16 protein-coding genes and 1 pseudogene are annotated in these 14,031 nt (G+C 62.3%); all 17 read right to left on the reverse strand.

All coding sequences use genetic code 11. The annotated features are described in order from the left end of the window. A complete protein-coding gene (locus tag FH041_RS23120; RefSeq protein WP_373682147.1) occupies positions 1 to 2,559 on the reverse strand; it encodes a phage tail protein in 2,559 nt (852 codons plus the stop codon). Then, a pseudogene (locus FH041_RS23230) lies at positions 2,560 to 3,354 on the reverse strand (phage tail protein); the annotation flags it as partial. Beyond that, complete coding sequence (locus tag FH041_RS09775; RefSeq protein WP_140174486.1) at positions 3,344 to 3,955, reverse strand: phage tail protein I; 612 nt, start codon at positions 3,953 to 3,955, stop codon at positions 3,344 to 3,346. The gene FH041_RS09775 and the pseudogene FH041_RS23230, both read right to left, overlap by 11 nt. Next, positions 3,955 to 4,842, reverse strand: coding sequence for a baseplate J/gp47 family protein (locus FH041_RS09780; protein WP_140174488.1), 888 nt, complete (start codon positions 4,840 to 4,842; stop codon positions 3,955 to 3,957). The genes FH041_RS09775 and FH041_RS09780 overlap by 1 nt, the downstream gene beginning before the upstream one ends. After that, positions 4,839 to 5,165 (reverse strand): GPW/gp25 family protein, encoded by a 327-nt coding sequence (locus FH041_RS09785; protein ID WP_140174490.1) that lies wholly within the window; start codon positions 5,163 to 5,165, stop codon positions 4,839 to 4,841. Before FH041_RS09785 ends, FH041_RS09780 begins: the two co-directional genes overlap by 4 nt. A gap of 3 nt (positions 5,166 to 5,168) precedes the next feature. Next, a complete protein-coding gene (locus FH041_RS09790; RefSeq protein ID WP_140174492.1) occupies positions 5,169 to 5,378 on the reverse strand; it encodes a hypothetical protein in 210 nt (69 codons plus the stop codon). Positions 5,379 to 5,418: 40 nt separating this feature from the next. Beyond that, positions 5,419 to 5,979: a phage baseplate assembly protein V gene (locus FH041_RS09795; protein WP_140174494.1), complete on the reverse strand. Its 561-nt coding sequence runs from the start codon at positions 5,977 to 5,979 to the stop codon at positions 5,419 to 5,421. After that, positions 5,976 to 6,506, reverse strand: a complete 531-nt coding sequence (locus tag FH041_RS09800) for a hypothetical protein (protein ID WP_140174496.1) — start codon at positions 6,504 to 6,506, stop codon at positions 5,976 to 5,978. The genes FH041_RS09795 and FH041_RS09800 overlap by 4 nt, the downstream gene beginning before the upstream one ends. After that, positions 6,499 to 7,158 (reverse strand): hypothetical protein, encoded by a 660-nt coding sequence (locus FH041_RS09805; protein ID WP_140174498.1) that lies wholly within the window; start codon positions 7,156 to 7,158, stop codon positions 6,499 to 6,501. The genes FH041_RS09800 and FH041_RS09805 overlap by 8 nt, the downstream gene beginning before the upstream one ends. Then, positions 7,155 to 7,475 (reverse strand): hypothetical protein, encoded by a 321-nt coding sequence (locus FH041_RS09810; protein ID WP_140174500.1) that lies wholly within the window; start codon positions 7,473 to 7,475, stop codon positions 7,155 to 7,157. Before FH041_RS09810 ends, FH041_RS09805 begins: the two co-directional genes overlap by 4 nt. Positions 7,476 to 7,477: 2 nt before the next feature. After that, positions 7,478 to 7,663 (reverse strand): hypothetical protein, encoded by a 186-nt coding sequence (locus FH041_RS09815; protein WP_060482043.1) that lies wholly within the window; start codon positions 7,661 to 7,663, stop codon positions 7,478 to 7,480. 1 nt (position 7,664) lies between these two features. Next, positions 7,665 to 8,696, reverse strand: a complete 1,032-nt coding sequence (locus FH041_RS09820; RefSeq protein ID WP_140174502.1) for a major capsid protein — start codon at positions 8,694 to 8,696, stop codon at positions 7,665 to 7,667. A gap of 10 nt (positions 8,697 to 8,706) precedes the next feature. After that, positions 8,707 to 9,057 (reverse strand): head decoration protein, encoded by a 351-nt coding sequence (locus FH041_RS09825; RefSeq protein ID WP_140174504.1) that lies wholly within the window; start codon positions 9,055 to 9,057, stop codon positions 8,707 to 8,709. Positions 9,058 to 9,069: 12 nt separating this feature from the next. Continuing rightward, the gene (locus tag FH041_RS09830) at positions 9,070 to 10,290 is read right to left on the reverse strand and encodes a S49 family peptidase (protein ID WP_140174506.1); all 1,221 of its coding nucleotides are present in this window, start codon (positions 10,288 to 10,290) and stop codon (positions 9,070 to 9,072) included. Between the two features lie 2 nt (positions 10,291 to 10,292). Next, entirely contained in the window at positions 10,293 to 11,894 is a 1,602-nt protein-coding gene (locus tag FH041_RS09835; protein WP_140174508.1) for a phage portal protein, read from the reverse strand. 2 nt (positions 11,895 to 11,896) lie between these two features. Beyond that, positions 11,897 to 12,112: a hypothetical protein gene (locus tag FH041_RS09840; protein WP_028694349.1), complete on the reverse strand. Its 216-nt coding sequence runs from the start codon at positions 12,110 to 12,112 to the stop codon at positions 11,897 to 11,899. 12 nt (positions 12,113 to 12,124) lie between these two features. Next, positions 12,125 to 14,011 (reverse strand): phage terminase large subunit family protein, encoded by a 1,887-nt coding sequence (locus tag FH041_RS09845; protein WP_177438150.1) that lies wholly within the window; start codon positions 14,009 to 14,011, stop codon positions 12,125 to 12,127. Positions 14,012 to 14,031 lie beyond the last annotated feature (20 nt).

A 14,031-nucleotide genomic window follows, 5' to 3' on the forward strand; every position in this document is an offset into this window, starting at 1 on the left:
TCAATACTTGATGCACGCCAGATAGGCGCCGTTGTGAGGGCGCGATTCACTCTCACCGGATGAACCGATGACTACCGAGTGTTTGTGAGCGCCGTTAGAGGTCGTGGTAAGCGTTTGATAACCATCACTCTCTTGGTCACCGAACACTGCGTTGCCGCCTTCCGGCACATAACCCGATGTAATACGCTCTCGAACGAAACTGGTTGAGTGCGTATGCGCGCCGTCGGTGGAAACCGCCGCCGGGTGGTAGTGGCTAAGGTTGGCTGACTCTTGCTCGGAGCCAAACGCGCGCCCCTTGTCCAAGTTGCGCCCATCGTCCCAACCACGGTCAAAGCTGCCTCGACCATCAGGCAGGTTGAACGTAGTCGAGCCATCACCAGCGCCCCAGGTCGTGCCGATCTTGGCAAACAGCGCCGCATAGGTGGTGCGCGATACTGCCGCACCGTTGCGCTTTAACCATCCAGGGGGCGGCGTGGCCATCGCAAAGTGGGCCGACATACCTACGCTTTGGGCTTCCAGAGCTTTGAGCGCTTCCACCGTGGCCAATTCAAGCCATGGCGAGAAACCGCTGTAGTCGTTGCTGTCGTCGGTTCTGACGGCCACCTTCGACGCAGTGGTGATGCCAAACTGGGTGCGCTGCCCAAGCGCCTCGATCTGGAAGCCGACCGCGTCATAGCCCCCGCCCGTATCCTCAGCGCCTACGCTAACGTTGCTGTAACCGAAGAACGACGTGCCCCGGAGGTTGTCCAGGTCCGAAACGTTTGCAGAGCGACCAGAGGTCAGCCCAAAAGCTGCCAGTGCCTGCAAAAGCCCCTTTGTCGTGGCGAGCTGGTCAGTATTGGTGCCCACGGGCGCCGTAGGGGCCTCCGGTGTGCCCGTAAACTTGGGCGAAGCAATGGTAGCTTTCTTGGCCAGCTCGTTGAGCATGGTTGTGGCAAAGTTCGGGTCATTACCAAGCGCCGCTGCCAGCTCTTTCAAGGTATCCAGCGCGCTTGGCGACGAATCGACCAATGCGGCAATTTCGCCTTGCACGTATTCGGTACTTGCGGCGAGCTTGGACTTGTTGCCCTTAGCGGCAGTCGGCACCGTGACATTGCCGGTAAATGCCGGACCTGCCAACGGTGCCTTAAGAGCGAGAAGACTGGTAATAGTGCTGCTGAAACTCGCATCATTGCCAATCGCAGCGGCCAACTTCTTCAAGGTGTTCAGCACACTAGGCGCAGAGTCCACCAGGTCACCGGCGACCTCTTGAACAAATGCCGTGCTAGCTGCCTGACCGTTGTTTGTGCCTCTGGCGGCTTTCGGCACTTCCGGGACGCCGGTGAACTTTGGCGAAGCAATAGGGGCTTTGCCTGCCACGATATCGGCCAACAGATTCAGGGCGGTTAGAGAGGCCATTTCAGTCCATGGCTCAAAGCCGCTGGCGTCGCTACTGTCGTCGGTCCGCACGAATAGTCTTGGTCCGCCAGGCACCGCAAACTGCGTGCGCTGCCCTATCGACTCAATCTGGAATCCGACAGCGTCATAGCCGCCCCCAAACTCAACCGAACCAATAGACTTTTCACCGAAGCCGAAAAAACAAGTGCCCCGCAAGGAGTTCAGGTCATCGACGAACGTTGACCGACCGGATGCCAGTCCAAACGACGCCAGCGCTTGCAGCAAAGCCTTCATGGTTGCCAGCTGGTCGGTATTCGTGCCAACTGGCGCGGTTGGCGCCTCGGGCGTACCGGTGAACTTGGGTGATGCCAAGTTGGCTTTTTTGGCCAGCTCGTTAACGATCGTGGTGGCAAAATTTGGGTCGTTTCCCAACGCTGCCGCCAGCTCTCTCAGGGTGTCCAGCGAACCAGGCGACGAGTCCACCAATGCGGCGATTTCTGTCTGCACGTATTCGGTGTTGGCAATGAGCTTAGACTTGTTGCCCTTGGCCGGGGTCGGCGCGGTTGGTTTTCCGGTCAAGTCCGGGCTGGCCAAAGGCGCCTTAAGCTCAAGTTGCGCTGTCAGCGTAGCGGCCAGGGCATTCAGAGCATTGACTGATGACAGTTCGGTCCAGGCATCAAACCCGCTGTAGTCCTCACTATCGTCGGTGCGGATCTGCAGCTTGGCACCACCAGAAACAGCGAACTGGGTACGCTGGCCAAAGGACTCAATCTGAAACCCGACAGCGTCATATGGCCCCGCCTCGACAGGCGCGCCGACCGTCCAGTGCGTGAATCCAAAAAACCGCGTGCCGCGCAGCGTATCCAAATCCGCCGGACGTGAAGTCTTGTCAGTCGTCAAGCCGAACGCTGACAGCCCTTGGATAAGGGCGCGCATGGTCGCGATTTGGCTGGAACTGGTCCCCACCTCGGCCGTAGGCGCCTCGGGCAGACCTGTGAACTTGGGCGATTCCAAGTCGGCTTTCTTGTCCAGCGCGTTATCAACCTGCGTCTTGGTGTAAACGTCAGTCAAGCCATAGCCAGCAACCGTGGTTGGACTTGTGCCGGCGACCACTCGGCCATACTTGTCCACTTGCACGCTGCGATACGTCCCAGGGACGATACCGGTTCGCCCGAAGGCCATTTCAAACCCAAGGGCCGTCACGCCGAGGCTGATCGTCGGATCAGTAACCAGCTGCCATGCGCTGTCGCCGTTGGCCGTGCCGCGCTCAACCAAGACCAGAAGATTTGGTGTCACCTTGGCGCTAGTGTTGGCATCAGCACTGCGAGCCCACGCCCCCGACGCAACCACATACAAACCATTGTCCTTTGCGGCGTTCTGGTCTTTGACCAGCACTCGAGCGCCGACCGGCAGCGCTACACCGTCGATTGTTTGCTGGCCGCTCAGGGTAATGTTCCCGGTGGTAGCTGCAAGCACCGAGTGCTTGAAGTCCTGACGGCTCAGCTCCTCGGTGACCCATTCACGGGTAGCCAGCACAACACTCGGGTCGATCTTGAGTTGCACATTTGCCGCACTGCTCACCACCAGGCTCATGCGCAGGATCTGCGTGCGTCCCGAGCCCTGTGACAGTAACGGCTTGTAGGTCGGCGCGCAGTTGGCCACAGCTACCAGGTCGCCGGCCTCGTCGTACAGACCGATTTCCCGAATCCACTTACCGCCAATGTCGGCCGGTATGACTTGCTCGGCCACGATGATTGACGGGTCGTTGTCGTCGACCTTCAACTGATTCAGCGGTGCACGGCGCCACTCGTTGATCAGTGACTTTTGCGTTGCGTTCGGGGTGGGCTCGGCGCCATTGGCATCACCAACCCCCATTTGCGTGATTTTCCACGGGATGCCCAGCGCGTCGGCGTTGGCCTGCTTGGCCGCGCCAACGTTCGTCAGGATCGCGTAGAACTGCGTGTTCTTATCCGCCATATCCGATTTCCAGAGTGTCAATTGTGGTTTCGCGACCCCCGCGCCCAATCACGCCGATGACTTCAATGTCACGCTGCATGGGCGGGTAAACGCTAAGAATGTCGCCTTCGCTAAGGCTTGCACCGAGGTAGAACCGGCCATTGGTTTCAAGGCTGATTTCCAGGCCGACCATGTGCCGGCTCACGGGCCGGGCGTCATCGAGCAGCGCCGACAACTCCCGGTAGGTGTCATCGCTGATACCCGAATCAGATACCCCGACCTTGAGCGCGAAGGTGCCTGGCACGCCCGCCGGGGCCATGTTCCACCACTCGACCACCTCAATCAGGTAGCCGAACGGCTCCACCACGCGGCGCAGCGCGCCGATGGTCCCCTTGTGCTTGTGGATGTAAAACGAGGACTTGATGACCGAGCGTTTAACCGCTTCCGACCACCCATCGTCCCAGCGGTCGACAGACCAGGCCCATGCCAGCTGGTACAGCAGGTGCGCTGGGCACGTGTCCGGGTTGTACAGCGTGCGCAGCGTAATGGCCGTGGTTTCGGTCCCGGCGCCCTCCACGGCCCGCTCAAGCGGCGTAGCGTTGTTGGGGAGTAGGCTGATCATCACGTACCCCGCAGTACGTTGATACCTGTACACCACGCTGCCTGCGCCTTGGTGGGCTTGATATCCGTCCAGGCGGTCAGTTCAACCCGTGAAACCCCGTTGATGTGCAACTGGGCGTCAACCCCAGACCTGGCCACCTCAACCCCCAGGCGGCGCCGGGGGTTAATCCAAGCCTGCAGGCGCTCGCGGCACGTCGCCAAGATCGCCTCATTCTCAGGGCCATTGCTGACCATGTAGACCTTGGCCTCGACCTTGTACGGCAGTATCTGCGCGCTTTGCACCGTGACTCGATCTGCCACCGGCCGCACGTCGTCGTCATTGAGCTGCGCTGCAACGGTTGCGAGCAGATCGGCGGGGGCCGCGCCGTTACCTTCCAGCGACAGCACGGTGACAACCACCACCGCCGGCGACGGGCTTTCGGCTGTCGCATCGGCCACCAGGCCCGAGGCGTTACGGGCGTGCAAAATGTAGCTGTTACGTGGCCCGGCCGTAGTCAGGCCCTCATACACCAACTGCACGCGCTCGCGAAGCGCGTCGTCTTCCTCCATCACCGCCGGCACCGGCGGCACCGCGGCTAAATCCTCGGCCTGGATGACCAGACGTTTGAGGTTGACGTTTGCCGCCAGCTGGTCAAGGTCCGTGCCTTTGGCGTAGGCCAGCAGCAGCGCCTTGCTGGCATCGTTGACCCGCGCCCGGTTAAGCAAGCGCCGATAGCTGCCAAGCTCGATCAGCTTGGTGACCGGGTCGCTTTCCAGCGGCGCGGACCACTCTTGCCCGTCGTCCTCCATCAACTGGCGGTAGGTCGCCAGCTCGGCTTGATACGTTTCCTCGAAGTCCAGCGCCTCAAGCACTGCCGGCGCCGGCAGCGCCGTTAAGTCAATGGTCATGCACTTATCTCCAGTACCGCGTCGTCGCCCAGGTACTTGCCGGTCAGCTGCAGGGTTATTTGCCCGCCCACGACTGAAACCACCTTGACCCGCTCCAGCTTCAGGCGGGGTTCCCATCGCCCCAGGGCGCGTGCCACTTCGGCCTGTACGGCGCTTTTCCAGCCTTCATTCACCGGCAGGTCGACGTAACGGCGAATGGTGCTCCCGTAGTCTGGGCGCATGCGCCTAGAGCCCAGGGGCGTGGTCAGAATGTCCTCAATGGACTGCCGCAAATGGGCCAGGCCCGACAGCGGCTTACCCGTTCGGCGGTCCATTCCGATCATGGGTTACCCCTCCTGGCTCAACGCCTCGAAGTCTCGCCGCGCGTCCAGATACTGGCGCGCCTCGTCGTCGTCGGGCTGGACAACCAGGCGGCCGCGCTGCACTTTCAGCTCGCGGCCGTTGGGCATGAATAGCGAGCGCTGCGCGTAGATTTTGTCGCAATAGATCAGCGCCGCCGGCGCACTGGGCGCAGCGGGAGCTTTCTTGGTCCCCATGGGATGCTCCAGAGATGAAAAAGCCCGCTAAAGCGGGCTGTTAGTGTTTGTGATTTGGCGTGTTGCCAGCGGTGTCGATGATTCGCGCACCGCCTAAAATGTCCCCCGTTACGCTCAACTCCCCGTTGATTGTCACAGGTCCGGTCAGAGTGATGGCTGCGGCCTTGGCTGTAATAGCGTTATCGGTCACCACCACTTCACTGCCGGCCACCTTTACAGCGACCGTGCCGCTCGGAAGCGTGATGGTGTAGCTCTTTGCCTTCCAGTCGTAGACCAGCGAGCCGCCATCATCGAAACGCCATACCTCTACGTGCTCACGGTTGTCCGGCTGGGCACCGGCGTTGCCGTAGAGCCCGGGGATAAATGTGCCCTGGGCGGGCTCACCGCTCGGGCTGATTAGCGCGCCCTGCTCGTTCAGACTGGGCGCACGCCAATGGCGAGCCTTGCCGGCAGCCAGGGCATGCCAGCGGACCCAGGCACTGGTCCAGCCGCTGCCATCGGAAACGCGCACCATGGCGGCCGCCAGGTCGACGGCCACTACCCGGCAGGGGATCACCATGCATGACAACATGCGGTCATGCTGCGCGGTTGCGTACGTCAAACCAAGGCCTCCGGCGCGACGTAGTGATGCTCATTGCCTGGGCCGGTGTCTGGATCGAACGCGACGACCAGCGGGCCGGGCTCTCGGGGCCAGGGCCATTCTTCCTTGCCTAGATAGAGCACTTGGCTCCACTCAACGACCCAGACGGCAAAGCTGTCCAGCTCGGGACGGCTCCAGTCACGCTCGGCGCGGATGAACTCGGCAAGGCCGCACGGCAGTCCCCACGACTGCATCCGCAGCAGCACCGCGAGTTGCGCTGCGACGAAGGCCGCGATGTGCAGGCACCTGCCCTCTTCTGCCGGGACGATCACCCGCGCCTCGAATCGAGCGTCAACCGCCGTTTCCCCAGTACCAGGGTCATCCTCTGCCGCCTCAAAGCCGGCCAACTCCAGCACAACTGCAGGCGGCGGCACGACCTCTAAACCTTCTGGCATCGTGCCGACATAAGCCAGGCCCGGAATAGCTTCACTGATGTGCCGCTCTATGGCTGCATACACGCCGGCCAGCGGGATCGATTCCTCATCCATTGCCAGTTTTCCTCAAGTGTTTGAGCAGCTCGAAGTTCAGCTCCTGCTCCAGAACCACCTGCAAGCGCACGTGCGCCTTGCGAGTCCAGGCCTCAAAGTGTGGCCGCACGTCGTCCAGCGAGATCTTGGCCTTAGCCAGCGGGAAGCGACTACCGTTTTCCGCGATCCAGCCGGAGCGATGGCCACCGCGCGCAGCCTCGACATCTGGAAACAGGCTGGCATCGAAGTGCTTGCTGGCCGTGCGTATCCAGATGTCAGGCCGCCCGCCGTAAACGGTCTTGAAGAACGCGCCCTGATAGCGCCGGCATGCCACCGACACCCCGGTACGGCTTTGCCGCGCGCGGCCCGCTCGGCTGGCTTCGAGCGGACGGATACCGAACCAGAGCTTGCCCTGGCCGTTGTTACCCGACATGTACGCCTTGAGCCGCTGCCTCACAGCGGTGACAGCAATACGCTCTTGGCTGCCCACATCACGCGCGATATGCGTGCGCAGCCAGCGCAGCGTCTTGTTGATGGCTCGACGCTGAGCAGCCGTGATGGCTTTGGGGGCCAGCCTGGCGAACTCTTCATAACCGCTAAGGCTTTTAGGATCGAGCTGCAGTGTCAGCAGACCGGCGTCGGCCGAGGTCTTGTAGAAAGAACCAATGCTCATCGAATCTCCCGCAGGGTCAGGTTGATCCAACCGGTGCCGTCAGGCTTGCGAGCGGCAATGACGTACCGCCCGCCGCCATCCTCCAGCGCTAGCTTGATAGCCAGGTGCATGCCTTCCTTGATACCGTTCGCGTGCATGATCCGCACGGCAAACGTAGGCTCGCGCAGGCCGGTGTTGATCTGGCCGAGCTTGGGCTGCAGCCATGGTGCCGAGAAAAAACCAGGCACCGGCTCGGCTAATCCGTCGATCTCGGCCTCATCGCCCAGCACGTCCAGAAGCGCGGAGTCCATGAACGCCACGTTCTCGCGGAAGGCCATGATCAGGTCTCGTCGTCATCGCCGGCCGCCGCTACGGGCAGCTGGCCACGGCCGGCGATCTTGCCCTCCTGAAGCAGCAACTGGGTCAGCTCTTTGCTCGACGGCGTGTAGACCTCACCCTTCTTGATGATCTGCTTGCCGTCCTGAATGCAGCCATCGACAACCACGTATTCGACTTTGCCAGCCATGTCACACCACCTTTGCAAAGAGGAAAGCGTTTGGCTCGAGCAGGCCGGCCAACGGCGCCGACTGCAGCTTCAACCAGCGCAGGCTTGGCTCTTGGGTTACCCAGCTCTTCGGGAAGCGGGCTGCTTCGACCAGGCCGCTCTCAATGGCTTCCATGTCCTGAATGGCCGCGTACAGCATCGCGTTACGGGTCGAGGTGGAACCGAGGATCAAACCGCCTTCGGGGATCACGGGTTGATCCTTGCCATCGTCATCCGCGTACCATTCGTCGTAGGCGTACAGGTCGACGCCAGGATCGTTGAGGTAGCCGATGTAGGTCACCCCATCCGGCAACTCTTCGGGCTTGATGAGACCCAGATCGACTCGGCGGCTGTTGAGCTGTTCCAGCACTTTCTTGTTGCTTTGAAACGCGTCCTGAGCGCCGCTGCTCAGCACTGCGACGTTGGCGGAGCGCCCCGAATCCTTGGCAATCAGACGCCGCCACTGACGCAGGTTACCGATAGGGTCTGATGCGTCGGTGTCCCAGCGGCCGCTAGCCAGCGTGACTTTATGGGTCTCCTCCATCAGAAAGTCGATGGTGTCATCCACGCCATCGCCCACCACACGAATCTTGCCGGTGGTCAGCGCCTGGGCGCACATCCATTCTTCGCGACGGATGATTTCTTCATCCAGCTCCAGCAGATCACGGCCAAGCCGCTCACCCGCCCGCTCCAGCGCGGTACGTGTGGAAAACGGGTTGTCGCCGGCCGAGCGCTTCAGGATCAGCTCTGCACGCGTCGAACGCTTGGGCTGGATGTAGGGCGGCTTGTAGGTCGAGGACGTGAAGCCTGTGCGCTGCGAGACGCTACCGGGCAGCGTCGGATGAACGAACGGCGCCATCTTGCGCTGGCCTTTGATGATGTCGATGGTCACCGCCTCGGTGCCAAACGTCTCAGGCATGCCGCCGTTGAAGAAGGTGTTAAGCAAGAAGCGGCGCGGCGTGCTCATCTGCTCGACGGCTTCCAGCATGGTCAGGGTGTCGAAGATATCGGTCATGGGGGCTCCGTTAACGAATGAAGAGGCAGAGAGGTCGCAGCGCGGCCTTGGCAGCGGCCAGCGTCAGGCCCTCGCCAAGGGTGAGCCGGTTGCCGAGCACTTGGCCGGTGAGCCGGATCGGCGCAGCCTTGGCGCCATCAGTGGTGTCGACGTCCTGATCGAGGATGGCGGTCGGGGTTTTCGAGCCGTCCGAAGCGGCGGTCTTACACAGCACGTATTCACGGCTGTCGGTGACCTGCCCCAGGACAGCGCCGCGCTTGAGCACCTGCCCGGCCGCAATCACGCCCGAGTCGATCACAATGGGGAAATCCCCTGCCGAAAGCTGGCTTGGCAGGAAGGTCTTGCGTTCAGGATTGGACATATCGGGCTCCTATCAACGGCGCGAGGCGCCTGCAACGATTGCGCTGACGGCGGCTTTGCGCTCGCCTTCCTTGCCGCCTGCGGGTGGGGTGGCGCTGCTCACGCCCTGGGCATCGGCCTTGATGCCAGAGAGGGAAATGCCGCGGTCTTGAGCCGCCTTGAACATCACCATGGCGGTGGCCTCGACGCTGCTGCCGTCCTCGATGGCCGCCTCGACTTCCTTTTCAAAGCCTTTACTGGCCAGCGCGTTGATGCCCTTGATGCGCTCACGTTCGGCGGTAGCAGCCTCGGTACGAATTTCCGAGAGGTCTGGCTGCTCCGCCTGGGCGATCTCGATGGTGGTCGGATCGGTGCCGGCTGCGAGCGCCGCGCGCAGATCTGCTGTGGTCTTAACAATGGTCATGGTGTTGTTCCTTGTTGAGTTGAAGGCCGGTTTGGCCAGTTCGGTGATCAGCGATTCCAGAGAACCAACCCGATGGGCCAGGCCGTGCTTGACGGCATCAGCACCGACGCGGATACCGCCGTGGTCGCCCATCTCGGGGACATGCTCTGCTGCTACATCAAGGTTGCGGGCCACCTTGCCGACGAAGACATCGCCCAGGGCGTCGATGGTTTCGCCGAGCTTGGCGCGCCCCTCTTCGGTACCGAGATCCGGCCGCTTGTTGGGCGCGTTGCGGCTGACGATCTGGTACCGGGTGCGGCCGCTGGCTTTTTCGTCATCGACAACGGCTTCCACGACCACGCCAATGCTGCCGGCGAGACTCGCTTCGTCGATGACAATTTCGTGGGCCGCCGATGCGATCCAGTAGGCCGCGCTCGCGCCGATGCCGCCGATGTAGGCGACGATGCGTTTGCGCGACCGACCCTGGTAGATCAGCTCGGCCAGCTCGTTGATGCCCGATGCCACACCGCCTGGGCTGTCGATGTTGAGCACGATGGACTTAACCTTGGGATCGTCCAGCGCGCGCTGGATATCGCTGCCCAACACCTGGGTGCTTGTCGCGCCGCTGATCTCGGTGAACAGGTTGGCGTAGCGAAAGATGGGGCCAATGACCGGCACCAATGCGACGTTGCCCCGTAGCGTGACGCGGCGGGTCTCTTCCAGTTGTTCGCCGCGCTTAGTGGCCAGCGCCAGCGGGTCACCCATGCGGTCCGAGATCGTCAGCAGGTTATCCAGGGCGTCAGGCAGCATCAGCCAGGGCTGCGAGGCAGCCAGCTCCAGTGCTCTTGGCATGATCAGTTCTCTTTAGATTCGGGCGGGTCTTCCAGGCCGCCTTTGGGCAGGGCTTGGATGTTGTGTTCACGTCGGTAGCCGACTTCGCGGGTCCGTTGCCGGATCACTTGCTGCCAGGGCTCACCGGTCATCGCAGCGGTTTCTAACGTCTCGTTGCTGACGCCAATCTCGATGCGTTTGCCGGCCGCGTTGGCTTCCTTGAGTTCATCAATGGCACCACGTGCCGGGCCAATCCAGATTGCTTGGCAATAGGCTTTGCGCTTAGCGGTGTCGCTGTAGCCGGGCAAGTTGATCAAGCCACGGGCCACCGCTTCATCAATGATCAGCTCACGGCTCGGCTGGCAGAAGTCGCACGCCAGCCACCAACGGCGCAGGCTATAGAAGCGCCACGCCTGCAGCATGGCGGCACGCGCGGCGCTGTAGCTGCTGCTGTAGTGCAACAGCAATTCTTCCATCGGCAGCTCCAGCGCTGCGCCGATTTCCTTCACTACTGCGGTGAAAAACGGATCGAACTGCGCGTTCGGCCGGCTGGGGTTGGCCACCATCGGCTCTTCGCCCACGCCTAGGTCCACGATGGCCCCCTCGCCCAGCGCCAGCTCGCCGTCCGACGTGTCATCACCGCCTGGCTGCTCTTCTGCCAGCGCCGACATCGGCAGGTTGCCCGACTGGAAGTTGTCGCCCTTCTTGATAAACACGGTGAACATCGCCGAGATCACAGCGGCCATCAGCTCGGCGCTGCTGTAGCGCTCCAGCTTCTGCAAAGGTTCTAGCACAGGCGACAGGTACGGTGCGCCGCGCTTCTGGCCGGGCCGCTCTTTATCCGACATGACGTGAAGCACTCGCCGCCGGCCTGTCGCCTCACCAAACACTTGCAGACGCTCCCAGCGCAAGGGATTACCTGCCAGATGCTCACCGGGATAACCGGTGCACACGTGGTAGGCCACTGGCGCGCCCAGGCCGTCGAACTCGATCCCCTCAACCAGATCCGGCCGGTCCATGCCGCTGCTAGGGTTCCCCACCCGATCCGATTCGATCAGTTGCAAGCGCGTGCTGAACAGGCAGCCAGCGCGCTCCTGATCGGGGCTGGCTACAAACACGTCGCCAGCCACCATCGAAGACACCAGCACCAAAGCCTGCAGCTGGTAGTGGTTGAGCGTGGCTTCAGCATCGCACTCGCGCGGGTCGTCGGCATACAACGACCAGAGCCGGTCGAGTTGGCTGTTGAGCTGCTCGGCCCGTTCCTCGGTGATGCCCAAAGCCTCATAGTCGACCTGCGCACGGCAGACCAGGCCGGTGCCCACTACGTTGGTACGCAGCCGGGTGATCGCAGCGCGAGCCACTAGATGGTTGCGCATCGCATCGCGTGAGCGCGCGACCAGCATGCGCCGCTCGCTTTGATTGAAGTCACGCCGTGGACTGCCCAGGCCAGGTATCCAACTGGCCACGCTGCGCAGTACCCGCGAGGCACCACGCCAGCGGGTTTCCACACCGCCACCGCCGCCTTGGGCGACGATCTGCTGGCCTTCGACCGAAGCCCTAGCCACCCGGATCGCTTCGCCCATCAGTTGCTCGGCTGCCGATTCTCGTTTACGAAATGGCCACATGCTCAAAGCCCCACGTACGAGATGCGGTTGCGCCCACGGCGCGCACGCGCGGCCTGCTCCAGCGCGACCTGATCGGCGTACTGCTTTTCCAGCAGCCGCAGGCTGTTGAGTTCGGCCAACTGGATCTCCCGGTCGGCACGGCGCAGCCGCTGACCGTTCTTCAGAACGGCCGAGATCGCCGCCCTGACTTCCGCCAAGCGTTGTTCTGCTTCTGTCATGGTGAACCTCGATTAGCCGACGCGGCTCCGCGTGCCACGACCGCGAGCGACCGCGCGACGTGGAACCGGCGCCACCGCCTGCTCGGTATTGAAAAGGGTGGGCTGCAGCTGTTGTTGCTCCAGCTGGTCCCATTCGTGGTCGCGCAGCAGGTGCGTTTTCAGGCTGCGCGCGGCGTGCAGCGCATATACCTCGCAGTCGAGCGCCTCGTTGCGCCGGCCGGCCTTCTTCTGCCAGACCATGCGGCTGGGGATGCGCGGATGCGGGGCCAGCACTTCGTTGGTCAACTGCTCGTAGTAGTCCGCGCGGATCTCGCTGTACCAGTGCATGCGCCCTGGCCCGCTGCCCTTGAGCCGCATGCGGCCATCGATCAGCGTCTTGGCTTTGTGCGTCCCAACGATGAAAACACGTAAGCCGTACTTGGCCGCCTTGGTGTTGTCCTGAGTGGTATCGGTCGACTGCGCCGGTTTGGTGAATATCTCCCGGTCGCGGCTGTCAATCGACGCGCCCTTGATCGCCATGATGTTGAAGCGCTGACGGTCGCGCACGTAGGTGTACACCGCATCACTGGTGTTGCCGTCCGAACTGTCGATGCTGACGGCCGAGACCGCAATCTGTGCGCCGCCCTCGGTCGGGATAGGCGTGGCGATGATGCGGTCCAGCTCTCCCCACACGGCGTCGTTCGGATCAATGGGGTTACCGGGCAGCTCGCCCCAGTACAACCGCCACGACTCTTCTCCCCTGCCCCAGCCGATGATCACCAGCGCCAGGCGGTCGCCCTGCACGTCCACGCCTACCGTGACCAGCAAGACGCCTTTCGGCGCCGTCAGCTCGGCGTAGGGTTCGGCGCGCTTCTCCAGCTCGTCGGTCTTGGGTGCGTTGCTCTTGTACTCGTAGCTTTCACCCATCGAGCTGTTGGTGAAGGCGATCATCGGTCCGATGTTGCCCATCGAGGCGGCATGCTCGGCCTGCAGCTTCTTTTCCATCAGGACTTCGAACCGCGAGCCGTGGAACGTGGCATACAGCTCGTTGAGGATGTAGCCGGCGATCCCGCGAAACTCGGCGGTAGCCTCCCAGCGCCCGTGCCGCAGGTTGGCGTTTTTTTGGTGGTCGTCCCATATCTCGCCGCAGTGCGGACAGGCGTAATAGGCCGTCTCCGGGCGACGCTTGCGGTAGACCTCATGGTTATAGTGCGGGTCTTCATCGCAGTGCAGATGGTCGAAGCTCAGGGCATGCGATTGACCGCAGCCATGGCACGGCACTAGGCCAACGCGCTTGTCCGACAGCTCAAGCTCTGCGTCGATGGCCGACAGCCCTTTAATGGTCGGCGTCCCACCGATGATGATCTTCGAGCGCCGGAAGGTTTTCAGACGCTCTTTCGCCAGCTTGATGCTGTCGCCTTGCCCACGCAGGTTAAGGTTGCAGTCGTCGGGCTCTTCGATGGCTACGCGTGGTACCGGCGTGGACTTCACACTGGCCGGGCTGTTGGAGCCGACCATTTTCAGAAACCCGCCTGGGAAGCGCTTGAAGTCCTGGCGCTGCTGCAGCTTACGGCTGCGCAGATCGACCTTCTTGCCGAGCCGTCTGGTCGCCTCGATCATCGGTTCCAGCTTTTCAGCCACATACTGCTTAGCGGCCTCAGCTTTGGGGAACAGGATCAGGATTGGCGAGGGGTCAAGGTCGATCCACTTGCCCAGTGCGTTGCCCAGCACGCCCGACGTCCAGGCCACCTGGGCCGACTTGCGGCCGACGATCTCACCGACATTCGGATCGTCGAGCGCTTCCAGCGGGCCGCCTGGCCAGATCAGGTGCGGCGTTTTGTCGAAGCGGTATTTGCCTGGGGTGGCGGACTCCTCGGGGGCCAGCCAACGGTACTTGTCGGCCCACTCGATGATGGTCATGCGTGGCGGTGGCGCCCACT

The sequence above is a fragment of the Pseudomonas sp. SWI7 genome (genome assembly GCF_006351945.1).
Taxonomy (GTDB): domain Bacteria; phylum Pseudomonadota; class Gammaproteobacteria; order Pseudomonadales; family Pseudomonadaceae; genus Aquipseudomonas; species Aquipseudomonas fulva.

Excerpts from the sequence above, each read along its gene's own strand:
- FH041_RS09790 (WP_140174492.1), bottom strand. The coding sequence starts at position 5,378 with ATGGGGACCAAGAAAGCTCCCGCTGCGCCCAGTGCGCCGGCGGCGCTG.
- FH041_RS09840 (WP_028694349.1), bottom strand. The coding sequence starts at position 12,112 with ATGACAGAAGCAGAACAACGCTTGGCGGAAGTCAGGGCGGCGATCTCG.
- FH041_RS09810 (WP_140174500.1), bottom strand. The coding sequence starts at position 7,475 with ATGGCCTTCCGCGAGAACGTGGCGTTCATGGACTCCGCGCTTCTGGAC.
- FH041_RS09775 (WP_140174486.1), bottom strand. The coding sequence starts at position 3,955 with ATGATCAGCCTACTCCCCAACAACGCTACGCCGCTTGAGCGGGCCGTG.
- FH041_RS09780 (WP_140174488.1), bottom strand. The coding sequence starts at position 4,842 with ATGACCATTGACTTAACGGCGCTGCCGGCGCCGGCAGTGCTTGAGGCG.
- FH041_RS09835 (WP_140174508.1), bottom strand. The coding sequence starts at position 11,894 with ATGTGGCCATTTCGTAAACGAGAATCGGCAGCCGAGCAACTGATGGGC.
- FH041_RS09820 (WP_140174502.1), bottom strand. The coding sequence starts at position 8,696 with ATGACCGATATCTTCGACACCCTGACCATGCTGGAAGCCGTCGAGCAG.
- FH041_RS09785 (WP_140174490.1), bottom strand. The coding sequence starts at position 5,165 with ATGATCGGAATGGACCGCCGAACGGGTAAGCCGCTGTCGGGCCTGGCC.
- FH041_RS23120 (WP_373682147.1), bottom strand. The coding sequence starts at position 2,559 with ATGGCCTTCGGGCGAACCGGTATCGTCCCTGGGACGTATCGCAGCGTG.
- FH041_RS09845 (WP_177438150.1), bottom strand. The coding sequence starts at position 14,011 with ATGACCATCATCGAGTGGGCCGACAAGTACCGTTGGCTGGCCCCCGAG.
- FH041_RS09815 (WP_060482043.1), bottom strand. The coding sequence starts at position 7,663 with ATGGCTGGCAAAGTCGAATACGTGGTTGTCGATGGCTGCATTCAGGAC.
- FH041_RS09825 (WP_140174504.1), bottom strand. The coding sequence starts at position 9,057 with ATGTCCAATCCTGAACGCAAGACCTTCCTGCCAAGCCAGCTTTCGGCA.
- FH041_RS09830 (WP_140174506.1), bottom strand. The coding sequence starts at position 10,290 with ATGCCAAGAGCACTGGAGCTGGCTGCCTCGCAGCCCTGGCTGATGCTG.
- FH041_RS09805 (WP_140174498.1), bottom strand. The coding sequence starts at position 7,158 with ATGAGCATTGGTTCTTTCTACAAGACCTCGGCCGACGCCGGTCTGCTG.
- FH041_RS09800 (WP_140174496.1), bottom strand. The coding sequence starts at position 6,506 with ATGGATGAGGAATCGATCCCGCTGGCCGGCGTGTATGCAGCCATAGAG.